This window comes from Collinsella sp. AM34-10, assembly GCF_003469185.1.
Classification (GTDB): domain Bacteria; phylum Actinomycetota; class Coriobacteriia; order Coriobacteriales; family Coriobacteriaceae; genus Collinsella.
The window spans coordinates 35,721-49,788 of record NZ_QSIL01000004.1 but is presented as its reverse complement, the minus strand read 5'-3'; the positions used below and the strand labels follow the sequence as shown (position 1 = coordinate 49,788).

The window sequence follows — 14,068 nt, the reverse complement described above, 5'->3', positions numbered from 1 at the left end:
CAAATCACTCCAAAAGTAGAGATTAAGGCATGTCCCAAAAAATCTACGGCGCTTTAGTCTAGCAAAGTGGCAGCTGGACGCTACAATGGTTCGACGCGAAAAACTCGGCCGAAAGGATACGTATATGTACCAGACGCGTAAGATCGGTGTGGTCGGCCAGGGCCACGTAGGAGCACATGTCGCCAACAGCCTGCTCATGCAGGGCATTGCCGATGAGCTGTACCTGTGCGATATCAACGAGGCCAAGGTGACGTCCGAGGTCCAGGACCTGCGCGACTCCCTTTCGTTTGTCCCGTACAACACCAAGATCGTCAACTGCTATGACCACTACGAGGAGCTGGCCTGCTGCGACGTCATCGTCAACGCCGCCGGCAAGGTCGCGCTTGCTGCTGGCAACCGCGACGGCGAGCTGTTCTTTACCACCGACGCCGCCCGCACCTTTGCCAAGCGCATCGTCGACGCCGGCTTTGACGGTATCTTCGTGAGCATCTCCAACCCCTGCGACGTCGTGTGCACCGAGCTGTGGCACCTGACCGGCTACGATCCCAAGAAGATCATCGGCTCGGGCTGCGGCCTGGACTCCGCCCGCCTGCGCACCGAGATCTCCAAGAAGGTCGGCGTGAGCCCCAAGTCCATCGACGCCTATATGATCGGCGAGCACGGCTTTAGCCAGCTTGCAGCCTTTAAGGCCGCGGCCATCGCCGGCAAGAGCCTTAACGAGCTTCAGGCCGAGAACCCCGACAAGTACGCCTTCGACCACATGGAGGTCGAGGAGCTTGCACGCAAGGGCGGCTATGTGACCTACCAGGGCAAGCAGTGCACCGAGTACGCCGTCGCCAACTCCGCCGCGCGCGTCTGCGCCGCTGTGCTTCACAACGAGCACGCCGTGCTTTCCGCCTCCACGCTCATGACCGGCCAGTATGGCGAGGAGGGCATCTTCACCTCCCTGCCGTGTGTGATCGGTGCCGAGGGCGTCGAGGAGGTCTACACGCTCGACCTTTCCGAGTATGAGCTCGAGGGCTTCCACAAGAGCTGCCAGCACATTCGCGACAACATCGCCCAGCTCGACTGGTGGGACGCCGAGGCATACGACGCGAAGTAGGCCGCCGGCTGCCGCAACCTTGCGAATCTAAGCGCGATACTAAGCGGGCCGCGCCGGAAATCCCCGGCGCGGCCCGCTTTTTTTGCTCATGCAACACCCTCGCACATTTAGGTCTAATACTTTTCCCGAGAAGTGAACGAGTAAAATCGAGCCCCCGAAGCATCGACATTTTTCAGGCGCTGTTTCCTGCGGTTCCGTCGGGTTTTTCCTGCAGTTTTGCCGCCAAAAAGTGTGGATGCTTCGGGGGTCCAAAATAGGTCGTTCACATCGCGGAAAAGTATTCACCTTCGTTTTCGCGCAAACACAAATCCGGCCGCCACAACGCAAAACGGGGCCCGCGCGCAGCGCAGACCCCGTCAAAAAGATAATTCCCGTTACCTAGTACTGCTCGATGCCCATGTAGCGACGGATCTCGGGGCTGTGGTCGAACACCTTGCCGCGGGCGGCGCGCAGCTCGCAGCTCATCGCATAGAAGAAGATCGGCTCCAGGAACGAACGCACGCTGGCGGGCACCTCGCCCACGCCGTACTCGAGCGCATCGAGCACCATGACCGTATCGGTGTGCGTGTTGAGGAACGCGAGCGCGCGCTCCTCCATGGGACGGCACTCGCCCGCGCCAAGCTGCACAAAGTAGAACACGCCGGGCTCGGTAGCCTCGAAGGGGCCGTGGAAGTACTCGCCGGAGTGGATATAGCAGCAGTGCTGCCACTGCATCTCCATGAGCGAGCAGATGGCCATGGCGTAGGTCTGACTAAAGTTGGGGCCGGACCCCAGGATATAGAAGAACTTGTGCTGCTGGCAGAGCTCGGCAAAGCGGGCGCCCAGCTCGGCGTTGACCTTCTCGCGGGCGGCGGGCAGCAGCACATCCATCTGCTTGAGGCCCTCGTACATGTCGGCGAGCGCCTCGTAGCCTTCCTGCTGGTCGAGCAGCTCGGCAGCGATCAGGGCGCCGATGCCCTGCGGCACCTCGGCCTGCGACACGCCCTCGCCCCAGGGGTAGACCCAGGTAGTCCACTTGCCGTTATCGATCTTGGAGCCCTCGCAGTCGGTGAGGGCGACGACCTCGGCGCCGGCGGCCAGTGCCATCTCGCAGCCGTCGACGACCTCCTGCGTGTTGCCGCTGTGGCTGCAGGCAATAACGAGCGACTTCGGCCCTAAGCTCTTGGGGGCCATCAGGCAAAACTCGCGTGCCGTGTAGACCGTCGAGGTAAACGTGGTGGCCTCGCGCTTGAGCAGCTCGTTGGCCGGCATCAGGTCGATCATCGAACCGCCACAAGCGATCCAAAAGACGTTTTCGATCTTGCCCTTGCGCTCGATAATTTCCTGAACCAGATCATGTGCGTTCATGGTGGTGCCCCTCCTTGTGTGGCGGTTTAGAACGACGACAGCTCGTACCTGCTGTCGTTCTATGTTGTCCTATTTATAGCACGCACGACGACGCCCGTGAAGTCATTTCACCAAATTTGTTCTATATTGTTCTATCTGTGGACGTTAGATGTCGAACACGTAGCGCGAGCCCACGATCTTTTGGCGCCCGAGCAGCAAGGGCCGCTCGTCCTCATCGGTAAAGTACGCCTCCATATAGAAGAGCGGCTCGCCGACCGGCACCTCCAGCAGCGGGGCCGCCTGAGCATCGGCAAGCGCAATCTCCACCGTACAGGGGTCGGACTTGAGCGGCGCGCGGCCCGAATGCTCGGCAATGAGCGCAAAGATGGAATTGTCCGTAAGGTCCTTGTCGGCAAGCGTCTGCAGATAGGGATGGTCGGCCAGCACAAAGGCGTTGTTCTCGAGCATGACGGGCACGCCGTCTGCCGTGCGCACGCGCTCGACAACGATGAGCTCGCAGCCGGGTTCCACCCCAAAAAACGCCGCGTCCTCGCGCGTCGCCGCAACCACCGTGCGCGACACCAGGCGTGCTCCGGCCACCATATCATTGGCAGCGCAACCCTCGGAAAAGCTCTGAACGTCACCCTTCTGGACAATCTTGCGCTTGAGCTTGGGCGCGCACACAAACGTGCCCCTCCCCTGCTGGCGGTTGAGATACCCCGCGCGCGACAGCTCCTCGACGGCGCGGCGCACGGTGATGCGTCCCACGCCGTAGTACTTCGCGAGCTCCATCTCGGAAGGAATGCGCGAGCCGGATGCGTACACGCCACGCGCGATCTCGCCTTTTAGGTCGTCCATTACCTGCTGGTACAGCGGCACGGCGGACACCTCAGTGCGCTCGGTTTTATCGTCGGATGCCATCATTACGCTCCATCCCGTGCATGCTCGGACTCAAACTCTTCAATCGCCGCCATAAACTGCTCGCCAAAGGCGTCGGCCTTTTTCTCGCCGATGCCGTTGACCTGGATGAGCTCGTCGCGCGTCTGCGGGCGTAGGCGGCACAGACCGCGCAGAGCCTTGTCGGAGAAGACCATGTACGGCGCCATCTCCAGCTCGGTCGAGATCTCCTTGCGCAGGGCGCGCAGGCGCTCGAACAGCTCGGCATCGTCACCTACGCGCGGGCGCTGATCCAGCTCGGCCTCCTCGCGCAGCAGATCCACCGCACGGCGGGCGCGGGCCGAGGCCTTGCGCTTGGACGCGCGACGTTTAACGGTAAAGGTGAACGCCTCGTCCTCGACTTCGGCGGCACGCGGACCCAGCCCCACGACCGGGTACTGCCCCTGCGAGGTGGCCAGGTAACCGAGGCCGCACAGCTGGCCGATGATGTCCTTGATGCGCCCGACCGATTCGCTCGACAGCTCACCGTAGCCGCGGTCCTCGTCCAGATGCATCTGGCGAATGCGCTCGGTGTTGCCGCCATGAAGCACGTCGGCGATGAGCGACTTGCCAAAGCGCATGGGACGCGCGGCCACATAGCGCACGGCGGCGCGGGCCATATCGGTGACGTCCTCGACCTCGAACTGCGTGAGGCAGTTGCTGCAGTTGCCGCAGCCCTCGGCCTCGTCCGTGGCGGCGCCACCCGCACCAGCCGCATCAGCATGCTCGGCCGCGGCCTCGTCGCCAAAGTAGCGCAGCATGTATTCGCGCAGGCAGCCGGTGGTATTGCAGTAGCCCTCCATCTGGCTGAGCAGACGATATCGATTCTGGAGCGCCCACGCGCGCTGCTCGTCGTCGAGCGCCTCGTCGGCAGCGTCGCCGCGGTCGATCAGAAAGCGGCGCATGCGAAAATCGTTGCCATTCCACAGCAAATGGCAGCTGGCCGGGTCGCCATCGCGACCGGCGCGACCTGCCTCTTGGTAGTAGGCCTCGATGCTCTCGGGCACGTTGTTATGAATCACGTAGCGCACGTTGGGCTTGTCGATACCCATGCCAAAGGCATTGGTGGCAACCATCACCTGAATATCGTCGTCGATAAAGGCGCGCTGGCTCTGGCGGCGGGCGTCGTTGCCCATGCCGGCATGGTAGCGACCCACGCGAATGCCGCTGGGGCCCAGTGCCTCGGCAAGCTCGCCTGCCAGCGCATCGACCGTCTTGCGGGTCGAGCAATACACGATGCCGCTCTCGCCCGAATGCGCAATCACATAGTCGCGCACCCAGGCGGTCTTGGCCTTGTCGCCCATCTCCTCGCAACCAAAGTAGAGGTTCTTGCGATCGAAGCCCGTCACCACCGTCGCGGGGTTTTGCAGGCCGAGCATTTGCTGAATGTCCGCGCGCACACGCTCGGTCGCCGTAGCGGTAAAGGCTGCCACGATAGGGCGCTGCGGCAGGGAATCGATGAACTCGCGAATCTGCAGGTAGGCGGGGCGGAAATCCTGACCCCATTGGCTCACGCAGTGGGCCTCGTCAATGGCCACGAGCGGCACGCCGATGCCGCCTTCGGCCGCAGCTTCCTGCGCAAAGGCCAAAAAACGCGGCTCAAGCAAGCGCTCGGGCGCCACGTACATAAGCTGGTAGCGGCCTTCGCGCGCCCGCTTGAGCACAGTGTTTTGCTGGGCCGGAGTAAGGCTGGAGTTGAGATAGCTGGGTCGCGCACCCGCCGCGAGCAACGCACGGGTCTGGTCCTCCATAAGCGACAGCAGCGGACTCACCACAAAGGTGATGCCGGGCAGCATGAGCGCGGGCACCTGGTAGCAAATGGACTTGCCGGCGCCCGTGGGCATAACGCCCAGCGCATCGCGACCGGCAAGGATCGCATCGACCATGCGGTCCTGTCCCGGGCGAAACGAGGTGTAGCCAAAATAGGCGCCGAGCGTGTCGAGCGCCATCTGCTGCATGCTATCGGTCATGGTTTCCTAACGTTCAAGTCATCTGCCGCCGATTATACGCCGCCACGCGGACCGGTGCCGCGCCGCCATCGGCCACGGGCAACGTAATCCAAGGCGAACGAGCGTGGATTTTTGGACACTTTCCTGATGAGCGTGGATAATCTCCCACTTTGGACCCACCATTGAGCCAAAAACGGGAGATTATCCACGCTCATTCTGCAGATTGCCGCTTAGAGGCGTTTGCAGCGTCGGCCGGTCCGCCGTTCGTTAGAACGGCGGAACCAAAGGCGCAGCGTCGAGCCGTTACGCGGTTTGGAAAACCGCGCAACTAGAGCTACATAACCATGACGTAGCGGCTACCCACGTAGTACTGCTTACCCATCAGGACCGGCTCGCCATTGGGACCGGTAAAGCTGGCACGCAGATTGAGCAGTGGATCGTGCGGGGCAATGCCCAACTCGGCCGCCTGCTCGGTATTGGCACGAACGGCCTCGACCGTGCGGTAGCCAACCGAGACAATCGGCGTTCCGCCAACACGCTCGACCTCGGCAAAAATCGACTTGTCCTCAAGATCGGCCGTCAACAGCTCACGGTAGGCGTCAAACGGCACAAAGATGTTCTCCTCAAAGATGGGCTCGCCGTCGGCTGTGCGCACGCGCTTAATATGCAGCAGCAGCGCGTCCTTTTGCAGGCCAAAGAACTCCATCTCGTTTTGACGTGCCGGCACAATCTGGCGATCGACCACATGCGCGCCCGCCTTCATGCCGTTGCTGGCACACAGCGCGGTAAACGTCTGCAGCGTCGAAGCGTGGAACTGACGATTGATGTGCGGCGTGGAGACAAAGGTACCACGGCCCTGCTGCTTAACCAGGTAGCCATCGGAGCACAGCTCCTCGACGGCGCGGCGCACCGTAATGCGGCTCACGTCGTACTGCTCGGCTAGCTCAAGCTCGGACGGAATACGCTCCTTGGGTGCATAAACACCTTTCTCGATCGCATCCTTGATCTCGTCGTAAATCTGCTGGTAAAGCGGTGCATTTTTGGGCGCGGGCATATCTGATCACTCTTATCGAAATATCGAAATAACTAATACGTATATAACGTCTAGTTTCATGTTACCTCATAATGATAAAACGATACACCCTCCCTACCAAAAAGCGACAGCTTCATTTTGGTAGGTTTTATCTGGGAAAACGAAAGCCCCTCGAAAGCAGCGAGGCTTTCGAGGGGCTCGTTCGGAAGGGTTGCGCCAGGCCGGCAAAATGCCAATACCCTACCTGCCGTCGTCCTGCTGCAGGCTGTCCTGCTCGCTGAGGCGCGCCTGCCTGCTGGCCATGCGTGCGGGCTTGTCGGGATCGGGAACGGCCGTGGGCATGGGCTCGTCGACATGACCGCCCCACCAGCCGCCCACAAAGTTGAGCGTGTGGAACACGTTGATCACGGCGCCGGGATCAATGTCGCACACCAGCTTGATAATGTCCTGACTCTCGTAGGTCGAGACAACGGCGTGCAGCAGGTACATCTTTTCGCGGCTGTATCCGCCGATGACCTCGGCGCAGCTAATGCCGTGCTGAAAATGGTCAACATAGGCGGTCATGACCTCGTCCGCCTTGCGCGTCGTGATCTGCAGCGTCACGCGATCGTAGCGACGATAGAAGCTGTCAATGGTCTTGGTCGAAATAAACTGGAACACGATGGAGTACGCCGCCTTGTCCCAGCCAAACATAAAGCCAAAGATCGCCAGGATAAAGCAGTTGAAACCAAAGATGACGCCCCAGATGGTCTTGCCCGTGTGGTTGGAGACCCACAGCGCGATAAAGTCGGTGCCGCCGGTGGATGCGCCGGACTTGAGCGCGATGGCAGCGCCCAGACCCGAGACCACGCCGCCAAAAATGATGAGCATGATCTTGTCGCCCAAAAACGGGGCGAAGTGAAAGACGTTGAGGAACAGCGACGAGAGCACGACCTGCATCATCGAGAAGATGACGAAGCGCTTGCTAATGCCGCTCCAGCATAGGAGCGCCACGGGGATGTTGAGCGCAAGCATACCGAGCGAGATGTCGATGTGAACGCCGCCAAGCGAGGTAACGCGATCGAGCAGGACCGCGACGCCGGTGAGACCACTCGGAAGCAGGTCGGCGGGCCGAATGAACGCCTGGATCAGAAATGTCTGGAGAACGGCGGAAATGGTGACCGCCACGGCGGTGATGGCGCGGCGGACGATGGTGAGGCGGCCGAGCACGAGCACGCGGTCCGTGAGCTGATCGATGGCGTTCGCCACGGAGGCTCCTTTCGAAGGCAGATCTAGTTGTGAGGCATGCCCGCGATTGTAGCATGGAGCGAGAGGAGGCGCTTCAATTCACCCTCCCTCGACAACCAAAACGAGACCAGCAGCCCCACGACCAAAGGCCCAAATTACAAGTGAGTAGACTTTACGCGACCTGCAGAGCACACCCAAAACCGCCACCCCTGTGACCTGCGGTTTTACAAAGGAAGATATGTTTTGTGCTCGGCCTGCGCCAAAAAGTCTACTCACTTAGCCCGAATCGAAGCCAAACAGATCAAAATCGAAACCAAATTGAGCCAGTCCACCGCAAAAAACGTTTGAACCCGTGCTTCTTGCGGTGAATCGACGCTACAGAGCAGTCAAAATGTCGGTCAGGTTGTCGATGATAGCGTCGGCGGCGGACTGGTCCAGGTTGACGCCTTCGTGCGGGCGCAGCGCCAGGACGCGGGCGCCGGAGCGCTTGCCGGCCTCGATACCCAAAGGCGAGTCCTCGATAACCAGGCACTCGGTAGGCTCCACCCCCAACGCCTCCATGGCACGCAGGTAGATCTCGGGATCGGGCTTAAACGCACTGCACTCGTGACCGCTGATGGTGTAGTCTAGCACGTCGGCGATGCCGGCAATCTCCACCAGCTCGTCGATGAGCTCGCGATAGGACGAGCTCGCGATAGCGCACTTCACGCCACGCTCGTGCAGCTCGCGCATCACCGGCTCCGTCTGCTCGTTGAGCAGCTCGGCATACGGAACGGGATGGTCCGGGCTATAGACCTGCTTGTACTCCACGCGCAAACGCTCGCGCAGCTCAATATCGTCGGGCACCAGCGCCTCCCAAATGGCGGGCTCGTTAGACCCCGAAAGATCGGGAATCTCGTCAAAGTGGAACCCCTTCTCTTCCATAAACGCCACGCGGCGACGGTTGTAGAACCACTCGGTATCGACCAGCACGCCGTCCATGTCAAACAGCACTGCCTTGATCATACGCATCTCCTCCCACCTGCCAAAAAGGGACAGGTTTATTTTGGTAGGTTTTATCTGGGGTTTTATGGAACGACGAACACGCCCTCCCCAGAGCAAAAAAGGGGACGGGGCACAAACCCCATCCCCTCTCAATCAACCCGTAAGGTCTACTTACTTGTGATTAGTAGGAGAGCTTCCACATGTAGCGACGCATGGTCAGCGGGTGCTGACGGGCCTCGGCGATCTGGTTGCCGTACTCACGCATAACGGCGAGGTGCAGCAGCGGGTTGAAGTAGGTGATGACGCTCGCGGGCACGGCGTCAGCCAGGCCGTAGTCCTTGGAGTCGATCAGAGCGACCTTGGCGCCCATGCGCTCAAGGAAGGTGAGGGCGCGGGCGTCCATCGGACGGGTGGCGCCATCGGACATGAAGAAGACGTAGGGCTTACCCTCGGTGGAAACCTCGAACGGGCCGTGGAAGTACTCGCCGGTGTTGTAGGCGGCGGCGTCGATCCACTGCATCTCGGTGAACAGGAAGGCGGCGTGAGAATAAGCCATCTTCTCGGAGGCACCGGAAGCCATGAAGTAAATCATCTTGTCGTCCTTGAAGTCCTCGGCGAACTTCTTGGCGAGCTTCTTGCAGTGCTGAGCGGCGTTTTCGCAGAGATCGAAGATGTTGGTGAGGCCGGTGATCATGTCCTCGTAGTGGTCATAGCCCTCGGTCTGCTGAAGGATCTCGAGAGCAAGAGCGATAGCATAGCCGGGCTTCTCGCACTTGGCAGCGTAGTTGGCGTGGAAGCCGTGAACGATGACGTGGTCGGCGTCAACGGTCAGAGCGGAGCCAGCCTTGTTGGTGAGGGAGACGACCGGGCAGTTGTGCTTCTTGGCGGTCTTGTTGGCCTCGACGGTCTCGGGCGTGGAGCCACCGAGGGAGCAGGTGATCACGAAGGTGTGCTCGTTGACCCAGGAGGGCGTGTCGTAGTTGAACTCGTTAGCGGTGAAGATCTGAACGTTCAGCTTGTCCGTGTTGTTGGCCAGGAAGTACTTGGCGGGGTACAGGTCGGACATGGAAGCGCCGCAGCCGACGAAGGCGACGCTGTGGATCTCGTGGTTGGACAGGACGTCAGCGACGATCTGCTTAGGGAGGTTAAGGTCGATCTCGTACATCTGACACATTCCTTTCGATTTTTGCGGCGCCACATTGCCGGGCGCTCGCAGGGTTACCGTGGTTTGGACCGAGTCGCCGGCCCGTTGAGGATGCGACAAAGGAACTGTCCCTTTGTCACATTATTGGGGATGGAAGCCTGCCTGGGGTATGGGATGCCAGGCAGGCCCCCGGGGGAAAGCGGTTAGGCGCTTAGTCGCGACTAGGCCAGGATGCCGGCCGCGGAGAGGGCGATGCCGCCCACGATGGCGATCACGAGAAGCCAACCGGTGTTGACGTTCTTCTTGATGAGCCAGTACATAAGGCCGGTGAGGCCGAGGGAGATCATCTGGGGCATCATGCCGTCCAGGATGTCCTGGATCACGACGGTACCCTCAGCGAACTGCAGCGGGGTAGTAGCGCCGATCAGCGTAGCGATCATGCCGCCCACGGACATAAGACCCACGATGCCGCAGACATACATGAGCTTCTCCATGAGGTCGCCGCCCTGAAGCTTGCTCAGGTACTCGTGGCCACCCTGATAGCCCATCTTGGCTGCGAACCAAGTGATCAGCACAGAGGGGACGATGGAGATGAGCATGGCCAGGATCGGGCCCATGATGGAGCCCTGCTGAGCCAGCTGAACGCCCAGGCCAAAGGCGATAACGCGGATGGTGCCCTGGAAGAAGGAGTCACCGATGCCGGAAAGCGGACCCATGAGGGAGGTCTTGACCGCGTTGATCGAATCGGGATCGAAGTTCTCGGGATCCTTGGCGTACTCCTCCTCCATGGAGGCAGCGAGGCCCAGGATGAAAGCGCTCGTCTGCGGGGTGCAGTTGTAGAACGCCATGTGACGGTGGTAAGCCTCTTTCTTAGCAGCGAGCTGCTTGGGGTCGGACTCATCCGGATAGAGGCGATCGAGCGTGGGAACCATGCCGTAGAGGAAGCCCATGTTCATCTGACGCTCGTAGTTCCAAGAGGCCTGGATGGCCCAGGAGCGCCAGAAGAACTGGCTGACCTTCTTGTTCAGGGACACGTCCTTGGTTGCGGTTGCCATAGTGTGTTCCTCCTTAGTCTTCGTCGTCTTCGAGCGGATCGTAGTCGGAATCGACACCGGCGGCTGCATGGGAACCGTTGAACTTGAAGCCCATGAAGACGACAGCCAGGCACACACCGATCAGAGCGACCGCGATGACGGACAGGTTGAGGTAAGCGGCGAGCAGGAAACCGATGAACAGGAACGGAGTCATACCCTTCTTGATCATCATGGTGAGCAGCAGGGCCAAGCCGTAGGCGGTCATGATCTTGGTCGAAACGTTAAGACCAGTGGACAGCCACTCGGGAACCATGTTGACGATGGCCTGAACCAGGTCGGTGCCAACAAAGACGGCGAGGAAGATCGGCAGGAAGTACATGACGGCGTACAGACCGGAGCCGGCGCAGATGTGCATACGGTAGGCGGTCTTGAACTTTCCGTTATCGATCGCGCTATCTGCCACATGGGTGAGGGCGGCGATGATGGAACGGAACACGATGCCGAGGAGCTGACCCAGGACGGCGACCGGGATGGCGATCGTCATGGCGGTCTCGGCGGAAGCATCGGTCAGGCACGCAAAGGCAGCGGCCACGATGCCGCCCAGGACCATATCGGGCGGAACGGCGGCGCCGACCTGCACCAGGCCCATGGACACGAGCTCGACGGCGGCACCGACGGCAAGGCCGGTGGGCACATCGCCCAGCAGCAGACCGACGAGCGTAGCGCCAACGAGGGGCTGCTCGAAGTTAAGACGACCGAGCAGGCGGGAGTCCCACATGCAGAACACGCCGACGAGGCCGACGAGCACCGCACTGATGAACGTATTCATACCCTTCTCCTTTCAGTCAGGCAAAAGCCTGGTTGATTACAGCTTGGCGTCGATGTCGACGCTCTGATACGTAGGGGTCTGCTGGACGTAGAGCTTAATGCCCATGTCGAGCAGCTGGTTGACGTCGGCCTTCTGGGTGGCGTCGAGGAAGACGGAGCTGTCCTTGCCGCCGACCTGATCGGCACCGTCGTGGTTGGCGGTGGCGCCCAGGTTGATGGCGTCGAGCTTGTAGCCCTGGCAGAACTGCAGCATCTCGGCAGTGTTGCCGAAGACGAACATGACGCGCTCGCCGAGGGTGTTGAGCTTGTCCATCTTGGCGAGGGCACGCTCGACGGTGAAGACGTTCAGGCGCACGCCCTGGGGCTTGGCCAGCTTAAGAGCGCCCTTCTTGATGTCATCGTTGGCGGCAGCGTTGTCGACGACGATGATGCGCTCGGCCTGAACCTTGGTGGTCCAGGTAAAGACGACCTGGCCGTGCAGCAGACGGTAGTCAAGACGTGCGAGGACGATCTTGGCGGGACCGGAGCTGTGACGGGACGCCTTGGCCTTCTTGGCGGGAGCCGCGGCGACCTCGACCGGCGCGTTGGAGTTGGTCAGACCGGTGCGGGCCTCGTTGATGAGGGCCGCGAGCTCAGCGCCCTTGACGGGGACGGGGCTCATAGCGAGCGTGAGCGCCAGCGGAATGTTGAAACCGCTGACAACCGTGAACTTCGTGCCGTTCTTGGAAAGCTCGACCATGTTGTTGTTGACCGAGCTGCCGAGCATATCGGTCAGCACATAGACGGTGTCGTCCGCGTTGAACGTGGCGATCATGGCGTCCACCTTATTGGTGATGGGCTCCTTGTCGTCACGAGCAAGCGACACGACGTGGACGTTCGACACGTCGCCGAGAACCATCTCGAGCGTGTCTTTGGCGCCTGCGGCCAGGCCGCCATGAGATGCGAGAATGATCTGATTCATCTTGCCTCCTCCTTTTCGTTATGGTCATTATAACGTCTTATACGTTGCGGATATTGCTAATTAGTATAAAGACCGTTCGCGGGTGAAAATCGACCGTTGACGGGTTTAACGTACTTGAAACGTTGGGGCTGGGTAGGCCGGCGCTGGCTGGATAACCCCAGATCAGACGCCTTGCCAATCCCCTATCGCACGAAGTACCAGGGGCTTTCCTGCACGGTGGGCTCCAACGCAATGCCCGTGCGCTCCTTAAACAGATCCATGTCCTGAGATTTTTCGGTCCACCACGCGTTGGGCTTAAAGGTCATGCTCTCAACAACATGACCGACAAACACACTGTTGCGTAGCTTTGAGAAGTCGGTGTTCATAATCAGAATGGACGCGAGCACCAGCACGATGCCCAGGACTTTGATCACGCCGGCGGGCTCGGCATAGACACCAATGCCCACCAGTACGGTGACGACCGTCTCGAAAGACATTACGACGGGAACTTTCGATGTCTCGAGCCCCATGGACAGACCCTGCATATATAAGATGTAAGCCACGGCTGTGGGGATGAGTCCAAAGCCAAGGAACAGCAGCAGCAGCTGTGGCGACATTGCCGCGGCGACATCCGGCCACGGAGCCGCGATAGCCGCCATAACCGCACCGCCAAAAACAAAGCCCCAAAACGTGACAGCCAGCGGGTGGACCGTCTTAGTTGCTATCCGGCTAAACACCGCGAGCGACGCACCGCAAAGGCCCGCAATCACGCCCGACGTGACGCCCCAAACCGAAAAATGAAAACCGGAAAGGTCGCCATTGGTCACTGCAAGCACGCAGCCAACGATGTTGAAGACAATGGCAACGAGCTTGTTGGGGGTCACGTCCTCGCGATAAAGCACGCGACCGAGCATGACGCCAAACACCGGCGAGGTGTAGAGCAGCACCGAGGCCGTGGACATGCCCACCTCGCCCATGCACTCGTAATAGCAGGTGTTGGCGGCGGCCAAACCGACGATACCGACAAGCGCGCAGGGAACAAGCTCTTTAGGGCTTGCCTTGAACAGGGCCAGCGGACCCTGAGCCACGGTAGACCCCTCACCCGGACGGCAGCCCATAAACATCAGGACCGGCGCCAAGATAAGCGCTCCGACCAACAAGCGAAAGGCAGCCATGCTCTGGGACGAGACGCCCATGGCCGAGATGCCGTTTACAAAGATTCCGATGCTGCCCCACATAAGCGCGGCGACCAGCACCAGCACATAGCCCAGATTGCTTTTCTTCAACGCAGCCTCCTCGGTATTGTTTCCAATATGTTTCACACTACGTTATAGTCGTTATATACATTTTTCAAGACACAAATCGGCGAACGAGGAAATGATTCCCAGGAGTGTCCCCAAGTGCCAGCACAAAAGAAACGTCCCCAAGTGCCAACCACGGCAACGCCGACGTTTTGGCAATGTCAGCGAGCGCCCGTCATTTGAGCCAAGGTGCCGTGAAATGAAAAGGCGCTGACCTTCTGGTCGCGCCTTTGAAATTGAACGGCAGATTGGCCAAATGCCGGG

The 14,068-nt window shown here is 60.2% G+C and carries 12 protein-coding genes; 1 reads left to right on the top strand and 11 read right to left on the bottom strand.

Annotated features, from left to right (window positions below):
• Positions 1 to 124 precede the first annotated feature (124 nt).
• Positions 125 to 1,102 (top strand): L-lactate dehydrogenase, encoded by a 978-nt coding sequence (locus tag DW823_RS04850; RefSeq protein WP_118080720.1) that lies wholly within the window; start codon positions 125 to 127, stop codon positions 1,100 to 1,102.
• Between the two features lie 378 nt (positions 1,103 to 1,480).
• Here DW823_RS04850 and DW823_RS04845 read toward each other — a convergent pair whose 3' ends face one another.
• The 11 genes from DW823_RS04845 to DW823_RS04795 all read right to left on the bottom strand — a co-directional run bounded on the left by DW823_RS04845 (position 1,481) and on the right by DW823_RS04795 (position 13,789).
• Positions 1,481 to 2,449 (bottom strand): SIS domain-containing protein, encoded by a 969-nt coding sequence (locus tag DW823_RS04845; protein ID WP_118080718.1) that lies wholly within the window; start codon positions 2,447 to 2,449, stop codon positions 1,481 to 1,483.
• 144 nt (positions 2,450 to 2,593) lie between these two features.
• Positions 2,594 to 3,349, bottom strand: coding sequence for a GntR family transcriptional regulator (locus DW823_RS04840; protein ID WP_118080972.1), 756 nt, complete (start codon positions 3,347 to 3,349; stop codon positions 2,594 to 2,596).
• Between the two features lie 2 nt (positions 3,350 to 3,351).
• Positions 3,352 to 5,334: an ATP-dependent DNA helicase RecQ gene (locus DW823_RS04835; protein ID WP_118080716.1), complete on the bottom strand. Its 1,983-nt coding sequence runs from the start codon at positions 5,332 to 5,334 to the stop codon at positions 3,352 to 3,354.
• Between the two features lie 313 nt (positions 5,335 to 5,647).
• Entirely contained in the window at positions 5,648 to 6,367 is a 720-nt protein-coding gene (locus DW823_RS04830; protein WP_117877469.1) for a GntR family transcriptional regulator, read from the bottom strand.
• Positions 6,368 to 6,586: 219 nt separating this feature from the next.
• Entirely contained in the window at positions 6,587 to 7,594 is a 1,008-nt protein-coding gene (locus DW823_RS04825; RefSeq protein ID WP_118080714.1) for a YitT family protein, read from the bottom strand.
• A 354-nt stretch (positions 7,595 to 7,948) separates the two neighbouring features.
• Entirely contained in the window at positions 7,949 to 8,578 is a 630-nt protein-coding gene (locus DW823_RS04820) for an HAD family phosphatase (protein WP_158567269.1), read from the bottom strand.
• 160 nt (positions 8,579 to 8,738) lie between these two features.
• Positions 8,739 to 9,722, bottom strand: a complete 984-nt coding sequence (locus DW823_RS04815; RefSeq protein ID WP_226790479.1) for an SIS domain-containing protein — start codon at positions 9,720 to 9,722, stop codon at positions 8,739 to 8,741.
• Positions 9,723 to 9,922: 200 nt separating this feature from the next.
• Entirely contained in the window at positions 9,923 to 10,756 is an 834-nt protein-coding gene (locus tag DW823_RS04810; RefSeq protein ID WP_117848824.1) for a PTS system mannose/fructose/sorbose family transporter subunit IID, read from the bottom strand.
• Between the two features lie 13 nt (positions 10,757 to 10,769).
• Positions 10,770 to 11,564 carry a PTS sugar transporter subunit IIC gene (locus tag DW823_RS04805; RefSeq protein ID WP_006235136.1) on the bottom strand — a complete coding sequence of 265 codons (795 nt, stop codon included), beginning with the start codon at positions 11,562 to 11,564 and terminating at the stop codon, positions 10,770 to 10,772.
• A gap of 36 nt (positions 11,565 to 11,600) precedes the next feature.
• Positions 11,601 to 12,524 carry a PTS mannose/fructose/sorbose transporter subunit IIAB gene (locus tag DW823_RS04800; protein WP_118080710.1) on the bottom strand — a complete coding sequence of 308 codons (924 nt, stop codon included), beginning with the start codon at positions 12,522 to 12,524 and terminating at the stop codon, positions 11,601 to 11,603.
• Positions 12,525 to 12,706: 182 nt separating this feature from the next.
• A complete protein-coding gene (locus tag DW823_RS04795) occupies positions 12,707 to 13,789 on the bottom strand; it encodes a DMT family transporter (RefSeq protein WP_118080708.1) in 1,083 nt (360 codons plus the stop codon).
• Positions 13,790 to 14,068 lie beyond the last annotated feature (279 nt).

Bases quoted from the DNA above. Each gene is read 5' to 3' on its own strand.
- DW823_RS04850 (WP_118080720.1), top strand. From the start codon at position 125: ATGTACCAGACGCGTAAGATCGGTGTGGTCGGCCAGGGCCACGTAGGA.
- DW823_RS04845 (WP_118080718.1), bottom strand. From the start codon at position 2,449: ATGAACGCACATGATCTGGTTCAGGAAATTATCGAGCGCAAGGGCAAG.
- DW823_RS04840 (WP_118080972.1), bottom strand. From the start codon at position 3,349: ATGGCATCCGACGATAAAACCGAGCGCACTGAGGTGTCCGCCGTGCCG.
- DW823_RS04835 (WP_118080716.1), bottom strand. From the start codon at position 5,334: ATGACCGATAGCATGCAGCAGATGGCGCTCGACACGCTCGGCGCCTAT.
- DW823_RS04830 (WP_117877469.1), bottom strand. From the start codon at position 6,367: ATGCCCGCGCCCAAAAATGCACCGCTTTACCAGCAGATTTACGACGAG.
- DW823_RS04820 (WP_158567269.1), bottom strand. From the start codon at position 8,578: ATGATCAAGGCAGTGCTGTTTGACATGGACGGCGTGCTGGTCGATACC.
- DW823_RS04815 (WP_226790479.1), bottom strand. From the start codon at position 9,722: ATGTACGAGATCGACCTTAACCTCCCTAAGCAGATCGTCGCTGACGTC.
- DW823_RS04810 (WP_117848824.1), bottom strand. From the start codon at position 10,756: ATGGCAACCGCAACCAAGGACGTGTCCCTGAACAAGAAGGTCAGCCAG.
- DW823_RS04805 (WP_006235136.1), bottom strand. From the start codon at position 11,564: ATGAATACGTTCATCAGTGCGGTGCTCGTCGGCCTCGTCGGCGTGTTC.
- DW823_RS04800 (WP_118080710.1), bottom strand. From the start codon at position 12,524: ATGAATCAGATCATTCTCGCATCTCATGGCGGCCTGGCCGCAGGCGCC.